Origin of the sequence: uncultured Methylobacterium sp. (assembly GCF_964244095.1) — a bacterium.
GTDB lineage: Bacteria > Pseudomonadota > Alphaproteobacteria > Rhizobiales > Beijerinckiaceae > Methylobacterium.
Genome location: NZ_CAXTHR010000074.1, coordinates 1 through 21,370, shown reverse-complemented (window position 1 = coordinate 21,370; position 21,370 = coordinate 1). Strand labels below are relative to the sequence as shown.

21 protein-coding genes and 1 pseudogene are annotated in these 21,370 nt (G+C 68.3%); 9 read left to right on the top strand and 13 right to left on the bottom strand.

The features are described 5' to 3' along the window. The 5 genes and pseudogenes from ACFE86_RS13075 to ACFE86_RS13055 form a co-directional block, all read right to left on the bottom strand. A pseudogene (locus ACFE86_RS13075) lies at positions 1-778 on the bottom strand (F0F1 ATP synthase subunit alpha); the annotation flags it as partial. A 74-nt stretch (positions 779-852) separates the two neighbouring features. Continuing rightward, complete coding sequence (locus ACFE86_RS13070; protein ID WP_375455765.1) at positions 853-1,422, bottom strand: F0F1 ATP synthase subunit delta; 570 nt, start codon at positions 1,420-1,422, stop codon at positions 853-855. Positions 1,423-1,671: 249 nt separating this feature from the next. Beyond that, positions 1,672-2,376, bottom strand: a complete 705-nt coding sequence (locus ACFE86_RS13065; protein WP_375455764.1) for a DsbA family protein — start codon at positions 2,374-2,376, stop codon at positions 1,672-1,674. Positions 2,377-2,412: 36 nt separating this feature from the next. Beyond that, positions 2,413-2,907 carry a hypothetical protein gene (locus ACFE86_RS13060; protein ID WP_375455763.1) on the bottom strand — a complete coding sequence of 165 codons (495 nt, stop codon included), beginning with the start codon at positions 2,905-2,907 and terminating at the stop codon, positions 2,413-2,415. Further along, a complete protein-coding gene (locus ACFE86_RS13055) occupies positions 2,904-3,530 on the bottom strand; it encodes a 2-hydroxychromene-2-carboxylate isomerase (protein WP_375455762.1) in 627 nt (208 codons plus the stop codon). Before ACFE86_RS13055 ends, ACFE86_RS13060 begins: the two co-directional genes overlap by 4 nt. Before the next feature lie 245 nt (positions 3,531-3,775). Here ACFE86_RS13055 and ACFE86_RS13050 point away from each other — a divergent pair, with 245 nt between their 5' ends. Together ACFE86_RS13050 and ACFE86_RS13045 are read left to right on the top strand one after the other, a co-directional pair. Further along, positions 3,776-5,014, top strand: coding sequence for an argininosuccinate synthase (locus ACFE86_RS13050; protein ID WP_375455761.1), 1,239 nt, complete (start codon positions 3,776-3,778; stop codon positions 5,012-5,014). A gap of 498 nt (positions 5,015-5,512) precedes the next feature. Then, positions 5,513-5,929 (top strand): IS1 family transposase, encoded by a 417-nt coding sequence (locus ACFE86_RS13045; protein ID WP_375455760.1) that lies wholly within the window; start codon positions 5,513-5,515, stop codon positions 5,927-5,929. 85 nt (positions 5,930-6,014) lie between these two features. Here ACFE86_RS13045 and ACFE86_RS13040 read toward each other — a convergent pair whose 3' ends face one another. Beyond that, on the bottom strand, positions 6,015-6,662 hold the full coding sequence (locus ACFE86_RS13040) for a TetR family transcriptional regulator C-terminal domain-containing protein (protein WP_375455759.1): 648 nt from the start codon (positions 6,660-6,662) through the stop codon (positions 6,015-6,017). 84 nt (positions 6,663-6,746) lie between these two features. Here ACFE86_RS13040 and ACFE86_RS13035 point away from each other — a divergent pair, with 84 nt between their 5' ends. The 4 genes from ACFE86_RS13035 to ACFE86_RS13020 are packed head-to-tail and all read left to right on the top strand — an operon-like array spanning position 6,747 to position 11,818. Then, positions 6,747-7,628 carry an FAD binding domain-containing protein gene (locus ACFE86_RS13035; protein ID WP_375455758.1) on the top strand — a complete coding sequence of 294 codons (882 nt, stop codon included), beginning with the start codon at positions 6,747-6,749 and terminating at the stop codon, positions 7,626-7,628. Then, positions 7,625-8,104, top strand: a complete 480-nt coding sequence (locus ACFE86_RS13030; RefSeq protein WP_375455757.1) for a (2Fe-2S)-binding protein — start codon at positions 7,625-7,627, stop codon at positions 8,102-8,104. Before ACFE86_RS13035 ends, ACFE86_RS13030 begins: the two co-directional genes overlap by 4 nt. A 1-nt stretch (position 8,105) precedes the next feature. Further along, positions 8,106-10,445, top strand: coding sequence for a xanthine dehydrogenase family protein molybdopterin-binding subunit (locus tag ACFE86_RS13025; RefSeq protein WP_375455756.1), 2,340 nt, complete (start codon positions 8,106-8,108; stop codon positions 10,443-10,445). After that, the gene (locus ACFE86_RS13020) at positions 10,442-11,818 is read left to right on the top strand and encodes an amidohydrolase family protein (protein ID WP_375455755.1); all 1,377 of its coding nucleotides are present in this window, start codon (positions 10,442-10,444) and stop codon (positions 11,816-11,818) included. The genes ACFE86_RS13025 and ACFE86_RS13020 overlap by 4 nt, the downstream gene beginning before the upstream one ends. Positions 11,819-12,009: 191 nt before the next feature. Here ACFE86_RS13020 and ACFE86_RS13015 read toward each other — a convergent pair whose 3' ends face one another. The 5 genes from ACFE86_RS13015 to ACFE86_RS12995 all read right to left on the bottom strand — a co-directional run bounded on the left by ACFE86_RS13015 (position 12,010) and on the right by ACFE86_RS12995 (position 14,799). Next, entirely contained in the window at positions 12,010-12,585 is a 576-nt protein-coding gene (locus ACFE86_RS13015) for a transposase (RefSeq protein ID WP_375455754.1), read from the bottom strand. Positions 12,586-12,615: 30 nt separating this feature from the next. Further along, positions 12,616-12,855, bottom strand: a complete 240-nt coding sequence (locus ACFE86_RS13010) for a winged helix-turn-helix domain-containing protein (protein WP_375455753.1) — start codon at positions 12,853-12,855, stop codon at positions 12,616-12,618. A gap of 10 nt (positions 12,856-12,865) precedes the next feature. Next, positions 12,866-13,048, bottom strand: coding sequence for a hypothetical protein (locus tag ACFE86_RS13005; RefSeq protein WP_375455752.1), 183 nt, complete (start codon positions 13,046-13,048; stop codon positions 12,866-12,868). An 84-nt stretch (positions 13,049-13,132) separates the two neighbouring features. After that, positions 13,133-14,254, bottom strand: a complete 1,122-nt coding sequence (locus ACFE86_RS13000; RefSeq protein ID WP_375455751.1) for a 2'-deoxycytidine 5'-triphosphate deaminase — start codon at positions 14,252-14,254, stop codon at positions 13,133-13,135. 47 nt (positions 14,255-14,301) lie between these two features. Next, positions 14,302-14,799 (bottom strand): hypothetical protein, encoded by a 498-nt coding sequence (locus ACFE86_RS12995; protein WP_375455750.1) that lies wholly within the window; start codon positions 14,797-14,799, stop codon positions 14,302-14,304. Between the two features lie 260 nt (positions 14,800-15,059). Here ACFE86_RS12995 and apaG point away from each other — a divergent pair, with 260 nt between their 5' ends. Then, positions 15,060-15,452: a Co2+/Mg2+ efflux protein ApaG gene (apaG, locus tag ACFE86_RS12990; RefSeq protein ID WP_375455749.1), complete on the top strand. Its 393-nt coding sequence runs from the start codon at positions 15,060-15,062 to the stop codon at positions 15,450-15,452. Between the two features lie 18 nt (positions 15,453-15,470). Here apaG and ACFE86_RS12985 read toward each other — a convergent pair whose 3' ends face one another. Beyond that, positions 15,471-16,703: a PepSY-associated TM helix domain-containing protein gene (locus ACFE86_RS12985; protein WP_375455748.1), complete on the bottom strand. Its 1,233-nt coding sequence runs from the start codon at positions 16,701-16,703 to the stop codon at positions 15,471-15,473. Between the two features lie 85 nt (positions 16,704-16,788). After that, positions 16,789-18,972 carry a TonB-dependent siderophore receptor gene (locus ACFE86_RS12980; protein WP_375455747.1) on the bottom strand — a complete coding sequence of 728 codons (2,184 nt, stop codon included), beginning with the start codon at positions 18,970-18,972 and terminating at the stop codon, positions 16,789-16,791. Between the two features lie 553 nt (positions 18,973-19,525). Between ACFE86_RS12980 and argE the strand changes: the two genes are divergently transcribed. Next, entirely contained in the window at positions 19,526-20,695 is a 1,170-nt protein-coding gene (gene argE / locus ACFE86_RS12975) for an acetylornithine deacetylase (protein ID WP_375455746.1), read from the top strand. Then, positions 20,683-21,258: a spermidine N1-acetyltransferase gene (gene speG / locus ACFE86_RS12970; RefSeq protein WP_375455745.1), complete on the top strand. Its 576-nt coding sequence runs from the start codon at positions 20,683-20,685 to the stop codon at positions 21,256-21,258. The genes argE and speG overlap by 13 nt, the downstream gene beginning before the upstream one ends. The last annotated feature ends 112 nt before the right edge of the window (positions 21,259-21,370 follow it).

Sequence of the window (21,370 nt, the reverse complement as noted above, 5' to 3'; positions counted from 1 at the left end):
CGCGGAAATACTCGCCCATGGCGCAGCCGGCGAACGGCGCGATGAACTGCATCGGCGCGGCGTCGGAGGCGGTGGCGGCGATGATGATCGAGTATTCCAGCGCGCCCTGGTCTTCGAGCACCTTCACGAACTGCGCCACCGTGGAGCGCTTCTGGCCGATGGCGACGTAGATGCAGTAGAGCCTGGCCTTCTCGTCGCCGCCGGCCTGGTGGCCGGGCTTCTGGTTGAGGATCGTGTCGAGGACGATCGCGGTCTTGCCGGTCTGGCGGTCGCCGATGATCAGCTCGCGCTGGCCGCGGCCAACCGGGATCAGCGCATCGACCGCCTTGAGGCCGGTCGCCATCGGCTCGTGCACGGATTTGCGCGGGATGATGCCCGGCGCCTTCACGTCGACGCGGCGGCGCTCGTCCGAGACGATCGGGCCCTTGCCGTCGATCGGGTTGCCGAGGCCGTCGACCACGCGCCCGAGCAGGCCCTTGCCCACCGGCACGTCCACGATCGAGCCGGTGCGCTTGACCGTCTGGCCTTCCTTGATGTCGCGGTCGGAGCCGAAGATCACGATGCCGACGTTGTCCTGTTCGAGGTTGAGCGCCATGCCGCGCACGCCGGACTCGAACTCGACCATCTCGCCGGCCTGGACGTTGTCGAGGCCGTAGGCGCGGGCGATGCCGTCGCCGACCGACAGCACCTGGCCGACCTCGGAGACCTCGGCCTCCTCGCCGAAGTTCTTGATCTGGTCTCTCAGGATCGCGGAGATCTCGGCGGCGCGGATGTCCATCGTCGGGCCTCTCAGAATGTTTATGTCGGGTGTGTTCGGGGTGATGGGGAGCAGAGGCGTCCTTCGTGGACGGCCTACCGGGCTTCCCGCATCGCGAGGCGGATGCCGTTGAGCTTGGTCCGGAGCGAGGCGTCGACCATGCGCGAGCCCATCTTCACGATGAGGCCGCCGATCAGGCTCGGATCGATCCGGAGGTCGATGTCGATCTCGGACTTCGACACGTCGCGCAGGGACGCCTTGATCTCCTCCAGCACCGCGTCGGACGGCCTTTCCGCGACGCGGACCTCGGCGCGGACGATGCCCTTCGAGGTCTGCACGAGGGAACGGAAGGCGGCGATCATGCCGGGCAGCGCGAACAGGCGGCGGTTGGCGGCCGAGAGCCGGATGAAGTTGGCGGCAAGCCCCGTGATGCCGGCGCGTTCAAGGATCGCGCCGATCGCGGCGGCCTGCTCCTCGCCGGAGAAGACCGGGCTGCGCACGAGGCGGCGCAGGTCGGCGCTCTCGCCCATCAGCGCGTCGAAGCGATCCAATCCCTCGGCCACCGCATCGACCTGGCGCTCGTCGCGGGCGAGATCGAACAGCGCGGAGGCGTAGCGGCCCGACACGCCGCCGACCAGGGAACCCTCGGAACCGTTCTGCGCCACCCGTCGCTCTCTCTTGTTCCTTGGCCCTCGGCTCCGGCTGCGCCGCGAGGGGGCCGGGCCGGAGACCATCGGGAAATGGGATTGCACCGTGCTCGCGAGGGACGTCCGACAGGACGTGTAACATCCCTCGGCCGGCGCGGCGACCGCCTAGCATGGCAACCTGAGCCGCGCAAGGCGAGCGGCCGGCCCGGGACCGGTTTCCGCGGCGCGGTCACGGTCGCGCGAACGGACGCGGGTCCGTTCGGAAAATCAGCAGGCGAGGCGGTCGCACCGGCGGGTGCTGGCGATCATCTTCGCCAGGGCCCGCGCGCCGGGATGGCCGAGGATGCCCGCGTTGCCCAGCACGTAGGACGGCGTGGCGTAGAGGCCGAGATCGGCCGCGATCCGCATCTGGCTCTTGAGGGCGTCCCGCACCTCTTCGCCGTCGGCGATCGCCTCCAGTTCGGGGCCTGCGATGCCCATCGTCGTGCCGGCGGCGAGCGCGCCGGGACCGTCGACCTTGCCCGGCTTAGCCAGCAATCCTCCGTAGAAGGCCCAGGCGGCCTCGGAGCCGAGCTTGCGCTGGACGGCGAGCGCGACCTTCGCTCCTTGAGCCGATTGCGGCGACAGGATCGGGTTCTGCACGAGGCCGATGCGCAAGGTGGGATCGCTGGCGTGGAGCGCGATCACGTCGGCGGCGGCCTTGCGGCAGTACGGGCAGTTGAAGTCGAAGAACTCGTACAGCGTGGTCTCGGCCTCGCGCGGTCCGACATAAGTGATGCCGTGCAAGGCCGCGATCTGCCCGGTGATCTCGCCGGGCAGCACGGAATTGGCGATCGCCCTGCCGTCGTCGCCGGTGACGGCGAGCGCCTGCCCGTAGCCCTGTGCGCCGGCGCGGCGGGCCGATGTCACGGCAAGGGGCAGGATGGCGGCCGCGCCGAGCCCGGTCGCGAGAAACGTGCGGCGGTGGATCATGAGAGGCTCTGTTCGAGGATCGGCCGGGAGGACCGCTCAGGTATTCCGGGATCGCCAGCGGTCGAGCCGGGCGTTGAGGAGGGCGGTCAACTCCTCGATCCTGCGGCCGTAGGTGTCGGGGATGGCGGCGTGGAGGCCGTAGGCCGCCTTGTTGGTCCGCGCCAGCCGCCCCTGCGCCTTGGCCGGTGTGAGGTCGTAGCCGATCATCGGTTGGGCCGGGACGGCGCGGACCACGCGGAAGGCCCCGACCACGTCGCCCCAGGCCGTGGCGTGCCGGCGCCCGAGGCTCTTCATCACGAACCCGTCCCGGTCGATCGTCAGCCCGCTCACGCCGGGGACCAACTGTGCCAGGGCCACGAGCGCGCCGAGGCCGAAGAAACCCACGCCCAGCACGTTCACGATCCAGAAGCCGGTCCCTTCGGACGGGACGACGACGCCGATGGAGACGAAGACGAGGCTGGTCGCGAGCACGCCGAGCCAGCGGTACGGCGACGGGCTCAGACGGACGACCTCGTCGTCCTCCCCCGTCACCGCATGTCTCCGGGGCGCTCCCCGATCGCCCAGGCCAGCGCCTGCTCCAGGCGGTCGTTGCCCCAGAACAGCTCGCCGTCGTCGGTGAGGAAGGTCGGCGCGCCGTAGATGCCGCGCGAGCGCGCCTCCTCGCCGACGACGCGGAGCTTCGTCTTGTTGGCCTCGCCCGCCGCCGCCTTGAGCTGCTGCGTGCCGTCGAGGCCGAGGCCGTTCAGGATCTCGACCACCGCCGCGGGCTCGGCGATCGAGCGCCCGTGCGCGTAGCAGGACGCGAAGACGGCGGTCGAGAACGGCACCAGCCAGTCCTGGTCCTGGCCGAGGATCGCGGCGCGGGTGGCGCTGAGGCTGTTCTGCGGGAACGGATCGGGGCGCTTCACCGGCGGCAGGCCGCAGCGGGCGGCCTCGCGCTCCAGGTCGCGCCACATGTTCCGGCCCTTGGCCGGGTAGAGGTTGAAGGGCGACGTGGTCCAGCCCTGCGCGGCGAAGATCGGCCCGAGCAGGAACGGGCGCCAGCGCACCGCGACGCCGGCCGCCGCGGCCAGGCCCTCGATGCGGGCGGCGGCGAGGTAGGAATAGCTCGAAGCGAACTCGTACCAGAACTCGAGGGTCGGCTGGCGCGCCATGGTGTTCGCATCTCCGGGCAGGGGTGTCGGCAGGCAAGACTCGCACCCGTCGATGTCGGGAGCGAGGCGGCGCGGCGTCCCGCATGCCGCCTGCCGATCCCAGCGAACGCCCGGCCCGGCATGCCGGTTGCAGGCCGTGTCGGTTGCAAGGCCGTGTCGGTTGCGGGCCGTCTCTGTTGCAGGCCGCCGGACACCGCGATAAGCCGCCGCGACCCGCCCCAGCCGCGAACACCCGAAGGCCGTCTATGTCCGACACCGACAGGAAGCCCGTGAAGAAGGTGGTGCTCGCCTATTCCGGCGGCCTCGACACCTCGATCATCCTCAAGTGGCTCCAGACCACCTACGGTTGCGAGGTGATCACCTTCACCGCCGATCTCGGCCAGGGCGAGGAACTGGAGCCGGCCCGGCGCAAGGCGGAACTCCTCGGGATCAAGCCTGAGAACATCTTCATCGAGGACCTGCGCGAGGAATTCGTGCGCGACTACGTGTTTCCGATGTTCCGGGCGAATGCCGTCTACGAGGGCGTGTACCTGCTCGGCACCTCGATCGCCCGGCCCTTGATCGCCAAGAAGCAGATCGAGATCGCGGAAGCGGTCGGGGCGGACGCGGTCTGCCACGGCGCCACCGGCAAGGGCAACGACCAGGTCCGGTTCGAGCTCGGCTACTACGCGCTCAAGCCCGACGTGACGGTGATCGCCCCCTGGCGCGAGTGGGACATGCGCTCGCGCGAGGCGCTGATCGCGTTCGCCGAGGCGCACCAGATCCCGATATCCAAGGACAAGCGCGGCGAGAGCCCGTTCTCGGTGGACGCCAACCTCCTGCACGCCTCCTCGGAGGGCAAGGTGCTGGAGGACCCGGCCGACGCGGTGCCGGACTACGTCTTCTCCCGCACGCTCTCCCCCGAGCAGGCGCCCGACACGCCCACGATCGTCACCGTCGGCTTCGAGAAGGGAGATGCCGTCTCCATCGACGGGCAGGCGATGTCGCCGGCGAGCCTGCTGGCCAAGCTCAACCAGCTCGGCCACGACAACGGCATCGGCCGGCTCGACCTCGTGGAGAACCGCTTCGTCGGCATGAAGAGCCGCGGCATGTACGAGACGCCCGGCGGCACCATCCTGCTGCCGGCCCACCGCGCCATCGAGTCGATCACGCTCGACCGCGGCGCCGCCCACCTCAAGGACCAGATCATGCCGCAATACGCGGAGCTGATCTACAACGGGTTCTGGTTCAGCCCCGAGCGCGAGATGCTCCAGGCGCTGATCGACCGGAGTCAGGAGCGGGTCACCGGCACCGTGCGGCTGAAGCTCTACAAGGGCGGCGTCCACGTCATCGGGCGGGAGAGCCCGCACTCGCTCTACGACCAGGACCTCGTCACCTTCGAGGAGGGCGCGGTCGCCTACGACCACCGGGACGCCGCGGGCTTCATCAAGCTCAACGCGCTGCGGCTGCGCACGCTGGCGCAGCGCAAGAAACGCGACGCGTAGCATTGGTGGGAAGATGCGGTTAAGACTTAATGATGCTGGTGCGATTTGAAATCGAGGATGCTAAAATATCTGATGTTTAAAGAATTGCTTTACAAGCATCTATGGTCATAGCTGAACCCAATGCTTTTGAGGAATTGAGTTTTTTCGATATGGCCTTCGGCCGGATGCAGGTCGGGTTTCTGCCGAAATCTGTTGACCGTCGCCGAGAAGCCCGAAGCCTTATCGCGGTAGCACGGAAATCCTTCCGGGCGCTGCCGCAAGGCGGCGAACCCCGTGCCCACTAGAAGAATTTCGCGCTCGAAATCGTCGCTCTTCAGTCGTCGGCCGTTTGGCAGAATATAGACATGTGCACCTTGGCATCGAGTTTGGAAAGTTTTACTTATAGATATCATATGTCATCGCTTTGACTCAGCATGGTGCTTCGCTTTTTCGAAGGGGATCACGGCGACGATAGCCTGCAAGCCTCGTGGCGCGACGGAGCCTGCGAAGGGCGGTTTCGTGCGCGGCCTTCAGCGGTATCGTTGCAGATCCTGTGGCTGCAACGATACCGAATACAGCGACGTGTCGGTCCTGCGGCGGGCCCGTGCCGAGGCCGAGGCGTTGCCCGAACCCGACGTCCCGGCCGATGTCAGAGTCCTGAGCGTCGACGCGATGGGGCATTCCGTAAAAAAGCCAGACACGCTTTGGCTCTGGCGCGCCTACGATCCTGTCGGCGGGCGAACCGTGGCCTGGGTTCCGGGTCGCCGTGATGATGCGACCTGCCGCAGACTTCTCGACAGGACCGGGACGAAGGGGATCACCATCGTCACCGACGACCGGGACGGCTATCATCGGTTGATACCGGCGGAACAACGCTTCAGCGGCAAGGACCTCAACCGTCCTCATGGAACACGACGTCTGGAGTATTTTCCATGATCCCTGGATCACGGAAAATACTCTAAGTCTCTGTGCGGTCGCATTGTCTTCACGCGAGCCGGTATCCACCGCGCTGGAAAATGTTCTAGCCCGAGGCTTGTGGGAGAGCACCGTATAGAATGAGGTCAACGAGCCCCCGAGCCGCCTTCTCCAAACTGTCCCCGGTCATGGCATCCTCACCTTCCAGTGCGACGATCTCAGAGGCGTAGTTGGCGTAGAACTCCGTCGAGGCCCAAATCAGGAAAAACAGGCGCATGGGGTCGACTGGGCGAACCAGGGAGTCGCGTTTCCAGGCGTCGACAAGGTCAAGCTTGGTCCTGAGGTGCGGCGCGAACTGCTCGACAAGGAAGCTCTTGAGCTTGGTTCCGCCGCGCAACACTTCCCCCGCAACGATGCGGGATGCGGCAGGATACGAGTGCGACACGCGCATCTTGGCCACGATATACGCGGCCAGGGCTTCAGCGGGATGACCGCTTGCATCGATCTGGTCGAGTTCGCTGAGCCAGGACTCAAGCATTCTGTCGAGCACAGCATCATAAAGGGCCGCCTTGCTCCTAAAGTAGTAGTGAACCGTCGCAGGCGGCATGCCAGCCTCTCCGGCGATCTCCGCCATCGTCGCACCCGAAAGACTGCTCCGCGCGAAGACCTCAGCCGCCGCATCCAAGATCCTGACCTGCGCCGTGTCCCGGATCCGTGCCTTTGCGGCCCTCGCGGCCGTCGTCCTGCTACTCATAGGCCTCGCTCTGTCGGCTCGGCCGCCTTTGGCACGCCGGTTGCTAGGATCCTGATGGAATAATCAGGATCGTGAGACATCCGCATGATCGCAGCCGACTTCGACTATGCCCGGCCGTCATCGCTGCGTGAAGCGCTGGGCCTTCTGGAGAGGCCGGGTGCCGTTCCTTTGGCGGGAGGTCAAAGCCTGCTGCCGCTCCTCGCAGACCGAAGCGTCGTCGCGGATCTGCTGGTCGACATCGGCCGGCTTGCGGAGCTTCGTCGCGTCGCGCGCGACCGGGACTGGCTGGTTATCGGTGCCGGCGCCACGCTCGCCGCGGTGATGACGGCGGAAGCGGCCAAACCCGTCCCGCTGCTCGCGGAGGCGCTGCGGTCAGTGGGGTCTGCCGCGATCCGCAATCGCGGAACGCTGGTCGGCAACCTGGTCAGCGCCAGCCCCAACAGCGAGCTTTCTGTAGCGATGGTAGCGCTTGACGCACGGTTCGTGCTGCGTCACCGCACAGGGGATCGCGAAGTTGCAGCTGCCGATTTCTTCCTCGGACCGCATCGGACGGTGCTCACGGCCGGCGAACTCGTCACCGAGCTTCGCATCGCCTCGCCCACCGCGAGCCGTGCGCTGGGCGGTTTCGCCGAAGTCTCGGTACGGGCCGGGGCACCGCCCCTCTGCTGTGTCGCAGTGGTTCTCGCCGTCGATGAGACCGCGGCCATCACCGACGTGCGCGTCGCGGCCGGCGGCATCACCGGAGCCCCGGCACGCTGGCACGAAGCGGAAGCCGCGCTCCGCGGGCATCCGCTGTCTGAGAACGTGGCCCGCCTCGCGCAATGTGGCGAACCGAGCCTCGTGCTCTCGCTGGACCTGCCGGAGGCCGCCTACGCCCGCGATGTGCTTCCCGTCCTGACCCGCCGAGCTGTCGCGGCAGCCGCGACGCGGTTCATTCCCAATCCTCAGCCGGGGATCCAGCCATGATCGCGCCATCGCAAGCCGTCGTCCTGACGGTCAACGGGCAGCAGACCGCGTGCAACGTCAATCCGCGCCTTCTCCTGTCCGAACTCCTCCGCGACGACCTGCGGCTCACCGGCACCCATGTGGGTTGCGGAACCGGCGCCTGCGGGAGTTGCACCGTCCTGCTCGACGGCGAGCCGGTCCGGTCATGCTTGGTTCTTGCCGTACAAGCTGACGGCGCGACGATCGAGACGGTCGAGAGCGTAGGCACGCCCAACGCCCTGCACCCGATCCAGTCGGCTCTCCGGGAGCACCACGGACTTCAATGCGGTTTCTGCACCCCGGGCTTCGTCATGTCGGCCGTCGCCCTGTTCCGGCGATCGGCTCGACCGAGCCGGGAAGAGATCAACGAGATGATGCAGGGGCATCTGTGCCGCTGCACGGGCTACCGCAACATCGCCGACGCTCTCATGTCGGTCGCCAGCGCGGGAGGAGTTTGAGATGGCGGCAGGTCGTCTGGTCGGAGCTCCCGTCCTTCGGAGGGAGGATGCGCGGCTCCTGCTCGGTCACGCCCGCTTCGTGGCGGACATCGAGGCCCCCCGCATGCTCCACATGGCGGTGGTGCGCTCGCCCGTCGCACACGGGATCCTCGAGCGTGTCTCTATCGAAGCCGCGCAGGCCAGCGCGGGCGTTCGGCTGATCCTTACGGGCCGGGATGTCGCGGCCTACGGCAAATTGCCCTCGATCGATCTGGCAGGGGCCGGCAATGCCGCCGCCCAGTGCATGCTGGCGCTCGACCGCGTCCGCTACGCCGGCGAGCCCGTTGCGATCGTCGTCGCTGACGATCCGTGGATCGCTGCGCAAGCGGCCTTGCTCGTCGAGGTCGGCGTCACGGCCCTGCCCGTGATGCTTGATGCCGAAGTCGCGGCTGAAAGCAGGTCACCCTTGCTCTACGCAGACCTCGGCACCAACGTGATCCATACCTGCCGCCAGCAGGTTGGTGATACGGATGCCGCCTTCGCCGCGGCCCACCTCGTGGTCGAGGACACGTTCCGTATCCATCGCTATGTCGCGGCGCCGATGGAGACCCGCGGCGTGCTTGCCGATCCCATAGGTCAGGGTGGTCGCGTCACCGTTACCAGCTCCACACAGTTCCCGCACCTTCTGCGCGGGTTCCTTGCCGGCGTCCTGGGCATGGCCGAAGCCGAGATCAGGGTCGTGGCGCCCGATGTAGGTGGCGGCTTCGGCGTGAAATGTGAGTTCTACCCCGAGGAAGTGCTCACGACTCTTGCGGCGATCAAGCTCGGACGACCGGTGCGTTGGATCGAGAGCCGGGAGGAGCACTTCGTTGCGACCACCCATGCCCGCGAACAGGTCCATCATGTCCGCGCCGCGGTGGACGCCGACGGTCACGTCACCGCCGTGACGCTCCGCTCCGTTACAAATAACGGCGCAGCCGCCGCAACCTTGTCGGTCACGCCGGCCTCGATCTCTTCCGCAATGCTTCGTGGGCCCTATGCCATACCGAACTACCGGGCCGAGTCCCATTCCGTCGTGACCAACAAGACGCCACTCGCGGTCTACCGCGGCGCGGGACATCCTCAGGCGGTGCTGTGCATGGAACTCACCATGGACAGGATCGCCCGGGAGATGGGCATCGATCGGGTGGATCTCCGCAGGCGCAACATGCTGACGCCGGCTGACATGCCCTGCGACCGCGGCACCGCCATCGTGCTGGCGGGCCAGGTTGTCTATGATAGCGGCGACTACCCGGGCTGTCTCGATCGCGCGCTCGTGCTCGCGGGCTGGAACGATCGGGAGGCGCGCGACACCGAGGTTCGGGCCCGAGGCAAGCTGCCCGGCACCGGTATCGCCTGCTTCGTCGAGGAGACCGCGATCGGGCCCTACGAGACCGGCCAAGTTCGAGTGGACGGCAGCGGCCGGGTGACGGTCCTGACCGGAGCCTCGCCGCACGGACAGGGAACCGCCACCGCCATCGCCCAACTCGTCGCCGACGAACTCGAGATCGACATCGACCGCATCACCGTCCTCCATGGCGACACCGACGTGGTGCCGGACGGGGTCGGCACTTTCGCCAGCCGTGGCGGCGCCGTAGCGGGAGCGGCCGCCCGCCTCGCCGCCCGAAAGGTCAAGCACAAGGCCATGATCGTCGCGGCGGGGATGCTGCAGACGACGCCCGACGAGGTGATATGGGCCGAAGGCGAAGCGCACGCCCGGTCGGGTGCCAGCGTGTCACTCTCTGCGATCGCGGGCCGAACGACTGCCTGGAACGCGCTGCCGGAGGGGCTTTACTCATTCAACCTTGACGATGTAGCCCACCATCAGGTGCCTGGTATCGCCTTTGCGAACGCCACTCACGTGTGTGCGCTCGAGATCGATCCGGAGACCGGCGCCATCGAGATCACGCGTTACGCCGTCGTCCACGATTGCGGCACGGTGATCAATCCCATGATCGTCGAAGGACAGGTGCTGGGGGGCCTCGCCCAGGGGCTCGGCGGCACGCTGTTCGAGGAACTGCGCTACGACGAGCAGGGGCGGCTACTGACCCGCAGCTTCGCCGACTACCTCACCCCGACCGCCGCCGACATGCCGCGGAGCATCACAACCGGCAGCATGTCCTCGCCGTCCCCGTTGAACCCGTTCGGGATGAAAGGTGCGGGCGAAGGCGGCACGACGGGGTCGGTGGCCGCGATCGCCGGCGCGGTCGCGGACGCGCTGTCGCCGCTCGGCGTGCGCGTGACGGGCGATGGGCCCTTCACGCCTCCAAATGTGCTGCGCCTGATCCAGTCAGCCCCTCGCCCGCTGGAGACCGCCGCGTGAGTTTCATCATCGCCGACGCCTGCGTCGTCACCATAAACCCGCAGCACGACATCCTGGACCATGGAAGCGTGCTTGTTGTCGACGACCGCATTGCCGGCATCGGCACACGGACCAGGCTCGCGGCCGACCATCCCGAGGCCGAGCTGATCGACGGCGCCGGCCAGATCCTCATGCCCGGCCTCGTCAACACCCACACGCACCTGTTCCAGACGCTGCTCAAGGGACCAGGCGACGACATGGAGCTGAAGAAGTGGTTCAGCTGCATGACCGGACCCGCCGCGGCTCAGCTGACCGTTTCCGACGCCCATGCCGCGGCCCTGCACGGATGCGTCGAGTCGATCCGCTCGGGCGTGACGACCCTCGTGGACTTCATGTACGTGCATCCGCGCCCCGGTCTCACGCAGGCGGTCGTCGACGCTTATGAGATCACCGGTATGCGGGGCTTCGTATGCCGGGGCTTCCTGTCGGACGGCGTGCAATACGGCGTTCCTGAAGCCCTAATCGAGACGCCGCAGGCGGCGCTCGCGGATGCGCGGCGGCTGATCACCGCCAACAACCGGCCGGGCAGCCGTGTACAGGTTGGCTTGGCGCCTTGCATGATCTGGACGCTCGACGACGAGAGCCTGCGCCAGACGCGGGCGCTGGCCGACGAACTCGGCATTCTGCTGACGATCCATGTCGCGGAGACGCCCTTCGAACTCGAGCACGCCGCCCGGGTCTACGGGCGCAGCGACACCGAGGTGCTGAGCGATCTCGGCGTCCTCGGTCCGGACGTGCTGGCGGTGCATTGCGTCCAGTGTGGCAGCCACGATCTCGACCTGCTGCGGCGCCACGACACCAAGGTTTCGCACAACCCCTGCAGCAACTTGTACTTGGCATCGGGTTTCGCGCCCGTGCCCGCGATGCTCTCGCGCGGTATCACGGTCGGGCTCGGCAGTGACGGCCCGGCCAGCAGCAACAATCACAGCCTGTTCCAGGCCATGAAGTTCGCGGCGCTGATCCAGAAGGGTCTGCATCGCGACGCGACGATCATGACGGCTCGCAAGGCGCTCGAGATGGCGACCATCGACGGTGCGCGTGCAGTGGGCCTCGAGCGAGAGATCGGCTCGATCGAGGTCGGCAAAAAGGCCGACCTTGCCCTCGTCGACGCGCGCAGTGCTTTTATGGCTCCCATCCATGATCCTGTCTCAGCACTCGTCTACTCGGCCTTGGGACACGAGACGAGCTTAGTCACCATCGACGGCCGGATCGTGATGCGGGATGGCTTGGTGCGAACCGTTGACGAGGTCGAGGTCCGTCGAAAGGCTCAAACTGCGGCTGTAGAACTCGCCCGCCGCGCCGGGATCGCGAGTTCCGCCGCCGTCTGGGCCTGACGGTCGAAAGCGGCCAGCCATGCTTTTGGCAGGTGTGAGTAGGAAGTGGCCTGCCCCCTTCTCCTGCTCCTGGCTCATCGGCCTCCGCTCCCCGCCGTCGAACACCGACCACAGACTCTCGGCCACGCCCGCAATCACATGACCCAGGCCGTTCGTTATCCCGTCGATGACACGGCCCGGCTGCATAACCTCTACGCGGAAGGAATCCCGGCGTCGGGCTGTCCGATGAGGTGGAAGCGGTCTGTGATGAGGCTTGCCAGGTCAGCTTCGTGCTCGTTCAGGCGCTCGAAGAACGCGTCGAAGGCTTGCTTGAAGAGAGCGAACTTGGCGTAAGCCTTGTTGAACAGGACCTTGCGCTTCATGACGTGCCAGAACCGCTCGATCAGGTGGAGCTTGGGCGCGCAGGGCGGCAGGTAGATCAGCTTCAGGCGGCGGCCGGGCCGGTCGAGCCAAGCCTCGATCTCGCGCGAACGGTTGTAGCGGGCGTTGTCGAGCACGACCGCGATCTCGGCCGCCTCCGGGTGGCGGGCTTCGAGATCGGCAAACAGACGGATCATCGCCGCGCTGGTGATGATCTCCTCGCGATGGATCAGGGTGCGATCCGGCCAGGAGAGCGCCCCGTTGATGGTGATCCGGGTGCGGCCGTGATCGAACTTCAGTTCGACCGTGGCGCCCCGTTTGATCCAGCCGTGGGCTGGGCGACCGGCACAGGAGGGGTGGCAGCCGTCGACGAAAGAGAGCGGCGCCTCCGGGCCGGCGGCGTCCATCGACGGCTTGAGCGCGGTGTCGAGGAAGGCCTACTGGATGGCGGCATCCGCCTTGGCCGGCACGCATCTGGGCTTCCTGAAGACGAAGCCGATCTGCCCGGGCAGCCGGGCCATCGCGTGGGTGGCGTACGCCACGCCGAAGGTCGTCTGCACCCAATCGCAGACGGCTTGGGCGGTCTGCGGCACCTCGGCCGCGATCCAATCCGAGAGGGCGGCGCGCTGATCGGCCGACAGGCGCGAAACCCGCCCCGCATAGCTCAGGCTCTCCACACCGGCCCGCCTACGCTCCTCGTACAGCGCAGTGTTCGGCGACCGTGCCTTCGTCCAGGTACAAAGCCGCCGCGCTCCAGCCGTCGTCGAGCAGCAGCACGTTCATGCGCCGATGCACGGCGCTGTTGCGCTGACGCCGCATCGGAAGAAGGAAGCGCGCCCGATCGTCGGATGTCAGAATCAGTCCTGCCATCCAGGTGGCGAATCACGCAAATCGCCGTCTGAAACCAGGAAGAACGGAATCCTTCCGAGTCGCGGTATATGAGAGCCGGCCTGCTCAGAAGAAGTGCTTGGACAGCTTCAGGCCCTGCGCCTGGTAGTTCGAGCCGGCGCCCGCGCCGTAGAGCGTCGCCGGCACCGCGTCCATGCGCTCGTAGACGAGACGGCCGACGATCTGGCCGTCCTCCAGCAGGAACGGCACGTCGCGGGAGCGCACCTCCAGAACGGCGCGCGCACCGGTCCCGCCGGCGCCGGCATAGCCGAAGCCGGGATCGAAGAAGCCGGCGTAATGCACCCGGAACTCGCCGACGAGCGGATCGAACGGCACCATCTCGGCGGCGTGGTCGGGGGGCACCTGTACCGCTTCCTTGGAGGCCAGGATGTAGAACTGTCCGGGATCGAGGATCAGCGCACCCGAGCCGTCGGCGGGCAGCGGCTCCCAGAAATCCGTGCTGCGGTGGCGGCCGGGCGCGTCGACGTCGACGAGGCCGGTATGGCGCTTGGCCCGGTAGCCGATCAGCCCCTCGAAGCCGGAAAGATCCACCGAGACGGCGACGCCTCCCTGAAAGGACGGCGCCTTCGCGGAGACCAGCGGCGACCGGGCATGGAGATCCGCGAGCTCGTCGTCGCGCAGGCGCGCGATGCCGCGGCGGAAGCGGATCTGCGACAGCCGCGAGCCGGTGCGGACCAGCACAGGGAAGGTGCGCGGCGAGATCTCGGCGTAGAGCGGCCCGCGATAGCCGGCCTCGACCTGATCGAACGCCTCCGCCCGGTCGGTGATGACCCGGGTGAACACGTCGATCCGGCCCGTCGAGCTCTTGGGGTTGGCGCTCGCGGCGAGGTCGGCCGGCAGCGCCAGCGATTCCTGCACCTCGGCGATGTAGACGCAGCCGGTCTCCAGCACCGCGCCCGGGCGCAGGTCGATCGCGTGGAACGCAAGCCGCTCGACGCAGGCCGAGACGGCGCGTGCGGCGCCGGGCAGGAAGCTGGTTCGGACGCGCCACGCCCTGGCGCCGAGGCGCAGGTCGAGGCTCGCCGGCTGGATCTGGTCCGGGGCGTAAGGGGAGGCCGGGAGGATGCCGCCGCGCGCGGTGAGGGCCGCGATGCCTTCGGCCGACAGGATGCCGTCGCGCGCGGGCGCGGGTTTCCAGGAAGGGCGTCCCGTCGTGCTCATGTCCATCGTGCGTCCCGGCCCGCCGCCGCCCTGGCCCTTCTCCGGCAAAGCGCCTAACGGCGGCTTAAGGCGTCCTGCGCGCGCGGCGGATCGGGGTCTGCCGACGCCCCGTCGCATCCGTTCCCGGAGAGCCCGAGCACGACGCGGATCAGCGCGAGCCGGGCCAGGGCGCCGATCGCGAACAGGCCGGCGAGCGCGCTCGCGAGCACCGGCACCGCGCGCGGGAACAGCAGCAGCGCCGCACTGGCCGCGAGGAGGCCAATGGTGCCGCCGATGCCGAGCACCAGCGAGGGCAGGCCGGAGAGCCGCGGATCGGGGCCCGCCCGGCGCGCGATCGCATCGCCCGCGACCCGGCCCGCCCCGTCGAGGAGGAGCGCCAGGCCCAGCGCCGCCGCCGGGTACAGGTTCGGGCCCGGGTTCCGCCACGCGAGCAGGACCGCCAGCGCGAGGAGGCCGGCCCGGGCCACCGCGTGGGCCAGCACCGCGACGGTCCCGCGCGCGCCGCCGGCCGCGCGAAAAGACCTGAGATGGCGCAACCTCGCCTCGACCATGCCGGGACCATCGCCCTGCCGCGACGTACTCCGCCGCGATTGACGGGGAATCCGCTGCCAACTACCACGAAGAACGACGCATCGCGAGGCGGCTTCCAGACGGCTAGACCAAGCCTGGACCGAAGTCGCGCGCGGCTAGAGCGTTTTCCACGATCCTCGGATCGTGGAAAACGCTCTAACTCCTTGTGTGGTCGCATTTTCTTCACGTGAGCCGGCGTTCACCTCACTGGAAAATGCTCTCGGGAAGGCAATTAGGGACGATGTACAAGGCCGAGACGCGCGGAATCAGCGTGACCGTCAATCCGCGCTTCGTCGAGGAGGAATCCTCGCCGGGTGACAGCCGGTACTTCTTCGCCTACACCGTCGAGATCGTGAACAACGGCAACGAGCAGGTGCAACTCCGCTCGCGCCACTGGCGCATCATCGACGGGCGCGGCGAGTGCCAGGAGGTGCGCGGCGCCGGCGTCGTCGGCAAGCAGCCGGTTCTCGATCCGGGCGAGTCGTTCTCCTACACCAGCGGATGCCCGCTCACCACGCCGGACGGGCTGATGGCCGGCAGCTACACCATGGCCACCGTCGCGGGCGAGAGCTTCGAGGCCGAGATCCCGGCCTTCTCCCTCGACAGCCCGCACATCCGCCGCAGCCTGCACTGATTCGTCTCCGGGCGCCGCTCATCGGTTCCCTCGGGTCGTCGCCGGCGTCGCGGCCGAGGTCGCGGCGGCCCTCCCTGCGCGGCCGGCACGCCGCCGCAGGACGTAGAGGGTCAGCCCCGTCGCCGCGAAGGCCGGCATGGCGAGCGCCGCGAGGCAGAACAGCAGGGCGAACGGGTCGCCGAAGAAGCGCCCCCGATGCACCTCCAGCATGTTGTCGGCGATGCGCCGTCCGAGCGGCAGGTCGGCCGAACGCCAAGCCGCGAGCATCACGCCGGTCGTGGCGTCGTAGCGCACCTCGTTGCGGGCGCTCGGCGCATCGGTCCCGGCCGGCAGCCAGCGGATGCGGATCGCCCTGGCGTCGGGCTCCGGCAGGGTGATGTTCGCAAGGCCGGCCTCGCGCCCCTCGCCGGCCCGGAACGCGGTCCAGGCCCGGTCGAGGACGGCCGGATCGAACGCCTTGGCGGGCGCATCGACGGGACCCCTGCGGCCCGGCTCCCCGGCCGGCCGGGCCTCGCCGCCCCGGCCGACGAGCAGCCACGTCGCGCCGTCCTTGACCCACGCGTAGGACCACGTCAGGCCCGAGAGCGCGATCACGAGGTAGACCGGCGCGAGCCACGTCCCCATCACCGCGTGCAACGACCACCAGCGCGGCCGGCCCGGCCGGAACAGGTTCGGCTTCAGCCAGATCCGCCAGCGGTGGAGCCGAGGCCAGCGCAGGTAGAGACCGGTCGCCAGGACCGCGATCAACGCCAGGGCGCAGGCACCGGTGACGGTGCGCCCCCAGCCCTTGCCCTCGCCGGAGATCAGGAGCCAGCGGTGCAGGGCGCGCACCGTGCCGAACGCCGCCTCCAGCCGCACCGGGCCGAGCGACACGCCGTCGTAAGGGTCTGCGTAGATCGAGCCCGGCCGCTCGCCGGTCTTCGGGTCCCGTGCGAAGCGGACGCGGACGCTCGCCGTCGGGTCGTCGGACAGGGTGAGCGCGTTCACGCGCAGGCCGGGGGCCTGCACCTCGATCCGCGCGGTGATCGCTGCGGGCGACATCGCCTGGCGCCGGCCCTGCGCCACGACGGTCCGATCGCGGTCCGCGAAGGCTGTGACCGCCTCCTCGTAGCTCATCAGCGCCCCCGTCAGGCCGGTCAGTGCCAGCACGAGCCCGGCCGTGAGGCCGAGCGCCCAGTGCAGACGGAAGAGGACGCTACGGAAGGAGGGAAGCGGTGTGGGGGTCACGGCTCGACCGATCTGGCTTGGCATTCATGAAACAAGACCGGAACCGGTCCCCCGGCGCGGATCCGACAGGTCGGCCCCGACGACACGTTCGCTCGAGGGGCGGCCCTCCTCACAGCCTGGCCGTGATCGTGGCCAGCACCGAGACCGGCGCGCCGGGTGCGTTGTTGAACTGGTTGAAGGGCTGCTCGATGTAGCGCCGGTCCAGGAGGTTGCGCGCGTTCAGCGAGAAGCGGGCGTGCTCGCTGATGTCGTAGAACACCGCCGCGTCGACGCGGGCATAGCCCCCGACCGAGTAGCTGTTGTTGAGGTCGCCCGTGCGCCGCCCGACATAGGTGATGCCGCCGCCGACGCTCCATCCGCGCAGGAGCCCCTCCTGGAACTGGTAGGTCGACCAGAGGTTGGTGCTGAAGCTCGGCACGGCGACGAGGCGATTGCCGACCGTGAAGGTCGTGTCCTTGGTGATGCGCGCGTCGAGGCGCCCGATGCTGCCGATGACCTTCCAGCCCGGCAGGATCTGGCCGGCGAGGTCGGCCTCGACGCCCTCGGAGCGCTGCTCGCCGGTGATCACCGAGAAGCCCGTGTTGGCCGGGTCGGCGGCGGCCACGTTCTGGCGGGTGATGCGGAAGGCGGCCGCACCGAGCGTGAGGTCGGGCGTGAGGTCGAGGCGGCTGCCGATCTCATATTGATCGCCGGTCTCGGGCGCCGGGTTGGAGACGTTGAGGACGTTGGCGGTCTGCGGCTTGAACGAGGTCGTGTAGCTCGCATACAGCGTCAGCGGCTCGAACGGCCGGTAGACGAGGCCGACGCGCGGCGAGGTGCCGGACAGCTCCTGGTCCGGTGGAACCCGGGTCGAGGCCGGCACCCGGTTGAAATAGAACTGCGTGCCGGAATCGTAGCGGACGCCGAGCAGCAGTTGCAGGCCGAAGCCGAGATCGATCTGATCCTGGGCGTAGAGTCCGTAGAGTTCGGTCTTCTGCCTGAGGTCGCCCTGGAGCGTCGTGCCGACGAGGGCCGCGCCGGGCAGCGGATAAAGGACGTTGACCGAGGGGTAGCTGGTGCTCTGCGTCGTGTAGGAGTGGCGGAAGCCGTCGGTGTATTCAAACCCGACGAGCACGGTGTTGCGGAAGCCGAACAGATCGAACTTCGCGACCATCTCCGTCTGGCTGTCGATCGAGGCGTAGGCCGAACGGACCGCCGTCTCTCGACGGGTCACGAGGGTATTGCGCGTCGCCAGGCCGGTGGCGCGCGTGGCGACCAGATCGAACCCGCCGCCCTGGGCGCTGAAGACCTCGCGCAGGGTGATGTTCTCGTTGAGATCGTGCTCGATCCGCAGGATGCCGAAATTGGCCGCGGCGTTGTAGCGGCTGAAGGGCTCGCCGTAATACCGGGCGATGTTGTCGAGCGGCACGCGGCCGTTCACGGCGATCAGGCCCTCGTCGTACTGGCTGTCCTGCCGGGTGAACTCGCCCAGGAACGAGACACGGGTATCCGGCGCGGGATTCCAGGTGAAGGCCGGCGCCACGAAGGTGCGGGAATTGTCGCGGCCGCCGTAGTTGCGGAAGGTCGGGTCCGTCTGCGCGCCGAAGCTGACGCGGCCGGCCAGGCCCTCGACGCTCGGGATGGCACTCGACACCGAGCCCTGGACACGGCGGAAGCCGAAGCTGCCGCCCTGGATGCTGATGTCGCCGGACGGGACGAGGGTCGGCTGCCGCGTGACGATGTTGATCAGGCCGCCGGGCTCGCCGCGGCCGTAGAGCACGGAGGCCGGGCCCTTGAGCACCTCGATCCGCTCGACGTCGGCGAGGTCGCGCTGGACGGTGTAGAAGTTGCTCGCCTGGTTCAGCAGGACACCGTCGATGGCGTAGGTCTGCGTGTTGAAGCCGCGGATGACGAAGGTGTCGCTGCGACCCTGGATCGTGCCGGCCGGCTGGACGTTGCTGACGTTCTGGAGCGCATCGCCGAGGCGGATGTCCTGCTGGTCGACGAGGATGTCCCGCGGCACCACCTGGACGGATTGCGGCGTGTCGCGCAGGGGGGTGTCGGTGCGCGTGGCGGTGGCCGAGCGCGTCGCCCGGTAGCCGACGACGGGGCCGGTCGCCCGCTCGATGTCGACCCCGGTGCCGGTGACGCTGAGTTCCGACAGCACGACGTCGCTCACGATCCCGTCGGACGGGACGGGTGCCGCCGTCGCGGCGAGCGGCGACAGGCCGCCCAGCGCGACGACGACCGGAAGGCCGACGCTCCGCCCGAGTGCGCCGACGGCAGGACGCCTCTTCCTACGGGTTTGGACCATAGTTTGTACTCGTTCTCAAGACTTCGTGAGCCGCCGGGGCTTGCAAGCCTTTGAGCGCCGCGTGCTGATGATGCAATGCGCAGAACGATACAAAAGATCGTCCGCGACGCACTCTCGAAGACAGCGGGCCATATCGGCAACAATCTCTCATTAGAAAAACTATAAAGCATCGAGGAGAAGATGAACCTTCATGCCGAATCGGAAGACGCAGAAGCTCTTCACCGGCGGAATATGCTCTGTATCGTCCTGGATGGCCCCGTTCCGAACGGACACGTGTCCGGCACCACCGCGACGGGTGAACGGCGCGGCTGATCTGAGAGCAGGTGGATCGCGGCAGGAATGGTCGCTTGGCAGCGACCCGCTCATGCCCTTTGCCGCAGGTCCGCCTCGCTTGCTTCACGCCCGAGGGCGGACCGGCACGCGTCCACCCGTTGCAGCCGAAGGCGCGACTCGAACGCGCGACCCGACGGCCGGTCCGCGTGACGCTCATGCCGCCTTGCGATAGACCAGGGCCGGCGCCCCGCAACGGCGGGCCGCGCCCAGGAAAGACACCATGCCCGGTTCCGGGGAGCGGCTCACCCCGCTCGAGATCCTCGCCCGCCTCGTCGCCTTCGACACCGAGAGTTCGCGCTCCAACCTCGCCCTGATCGACTGGGTCTGCGCCTACCTCGACGGCTGGGGCGTACCCTACGCCCGCGTGCCGAACGCCGCGGGCGACAAGGCGGCGGTGTTTGCAACCCTCGGCCCGATGGCGGACGGCGGCGTGGTGCTCTCGGGCCACACCGACGTGGTGCCCGTCCTCGGCCAGAGCTGGACCGCCGACCCGTTCCGGCTGCGCGTCGCCGAGGGTAGGGCCTACGGGCGCGGCGCGGTCGACATGAAGGGGTTCTGCGCGACGGCGCTGGCGCTCGTGCCGGACTGCCTCGCGGCCGACCTCAGGCGGCCGATCCACATCCTGCTCTCCTACGACGAGGAGACGACCTGCCTCGGCGTCATGGACGTCGTCGCCCGCTTCGGCGCCGACCTGCCGCGGCCGGGCGCGGTGATCGTCGGCGAGCCGACGGATCTGGAGGTCGCCGACGCGCACAAGAGCATCGTCACCCTCCACACCACCGTGCACGGCCACGAGGCGCATTCGGCCAAGCCCCAGCTCGGGGCGAACGCGGTGATGGCGGCCTGCGACCTCGTCTCGGGGCTGAACGCCATCGCCGACCTGATGATCGCCCGCGGCGACGCCTCCGGCCGGTTCGATCCGCCCGCGACTACCGTGCATGTCGGGACGATCCAGGGCGGCACCGCGCGCAACATCCTGCCCAAGACCTGCGCCTTCCACTGGGAATTCCGCGGCCTGCCCGACCTCGACATGGGCGAGATCCCGCGCCTGTTCCAGGCGAAGGCCGATGCGGTGACCCGCGAGCGCCTGAACCGCTACGGCGATTTCGGGCGGATCGAGACGATCGAGGAGGTCGCGATCCCGGGCCTGCTGCCGGAGCCCGGCTCCGCGGCCGAACGGCTGGCGCTGCGCCTGGCCAGCCGCAACCGGACGGTCTCGATGCCCTACGCGACCGAGGCCGGGCGCTTCCAGCAGGCGGGCATCCCGACGATCGTCTGCGGGCCCGGCTCGATCGACCAGGCCCACCAGGCGGACGAGTTCATCACGCTCGATGCGCTCGGCCAGGGCGAGGCGTTCCTGCGCCGGCTGATCGCGGATTGCGCGTCGTGACCGGCGCCACCCCGGACAAGGTCAAGCTGCGCCCGCTGGAGCGCGAAGACCTGATGTTCGTGCATCAGCTCAACAACAACGACAGCATCATGCGCTACTGGTTCGAGGAGGCCTACGAGTCGTTTGCCGAGCTGGCGCAGCTCTACGAGCGCAACATCCACAACCAGACCGAGCGGCGCTTCATCATCGCGACCCTCGCGGGCGAGCCGGCGGGCTTGGTCGAGCTCGTGGAGATCAATCACCTGCACCGGCGCTGCGAGTTCCAGATCGCGATCCATCCCGGATTCCAAGGCAAGGGCTTCGCTCTCCAGGCGACCCGGATCGCAATGGACTACGCCTTCAGCGTGCTCAACATCCACAAGCTCTACCTGCACGTCGACAAGGACAACGCTCGCGCCGTGCGCATCTACGAGAGCTGCGGCTTCCGCCCCGAGGGCATCCTGCGGGACGAGTTCTTCATGAACGGGCGTTATCGCGACGCGGTGCGCATGTGCCTGTTCCAGCCGGAATACCTCGCCGGCCGCCATGCCGTCGACATCGCCGAGCCGGTGCTGAGCACCTGAGCGGACCTGCGTCGCCTACTGGCTCGGCGTCGCGGCGACCTCCGCCTCGACCTCGGCCGGGTCGAGGTCGTAGCGGCGCGAGCAGAACTCGCAGGTGATGGCGATGCGGCCG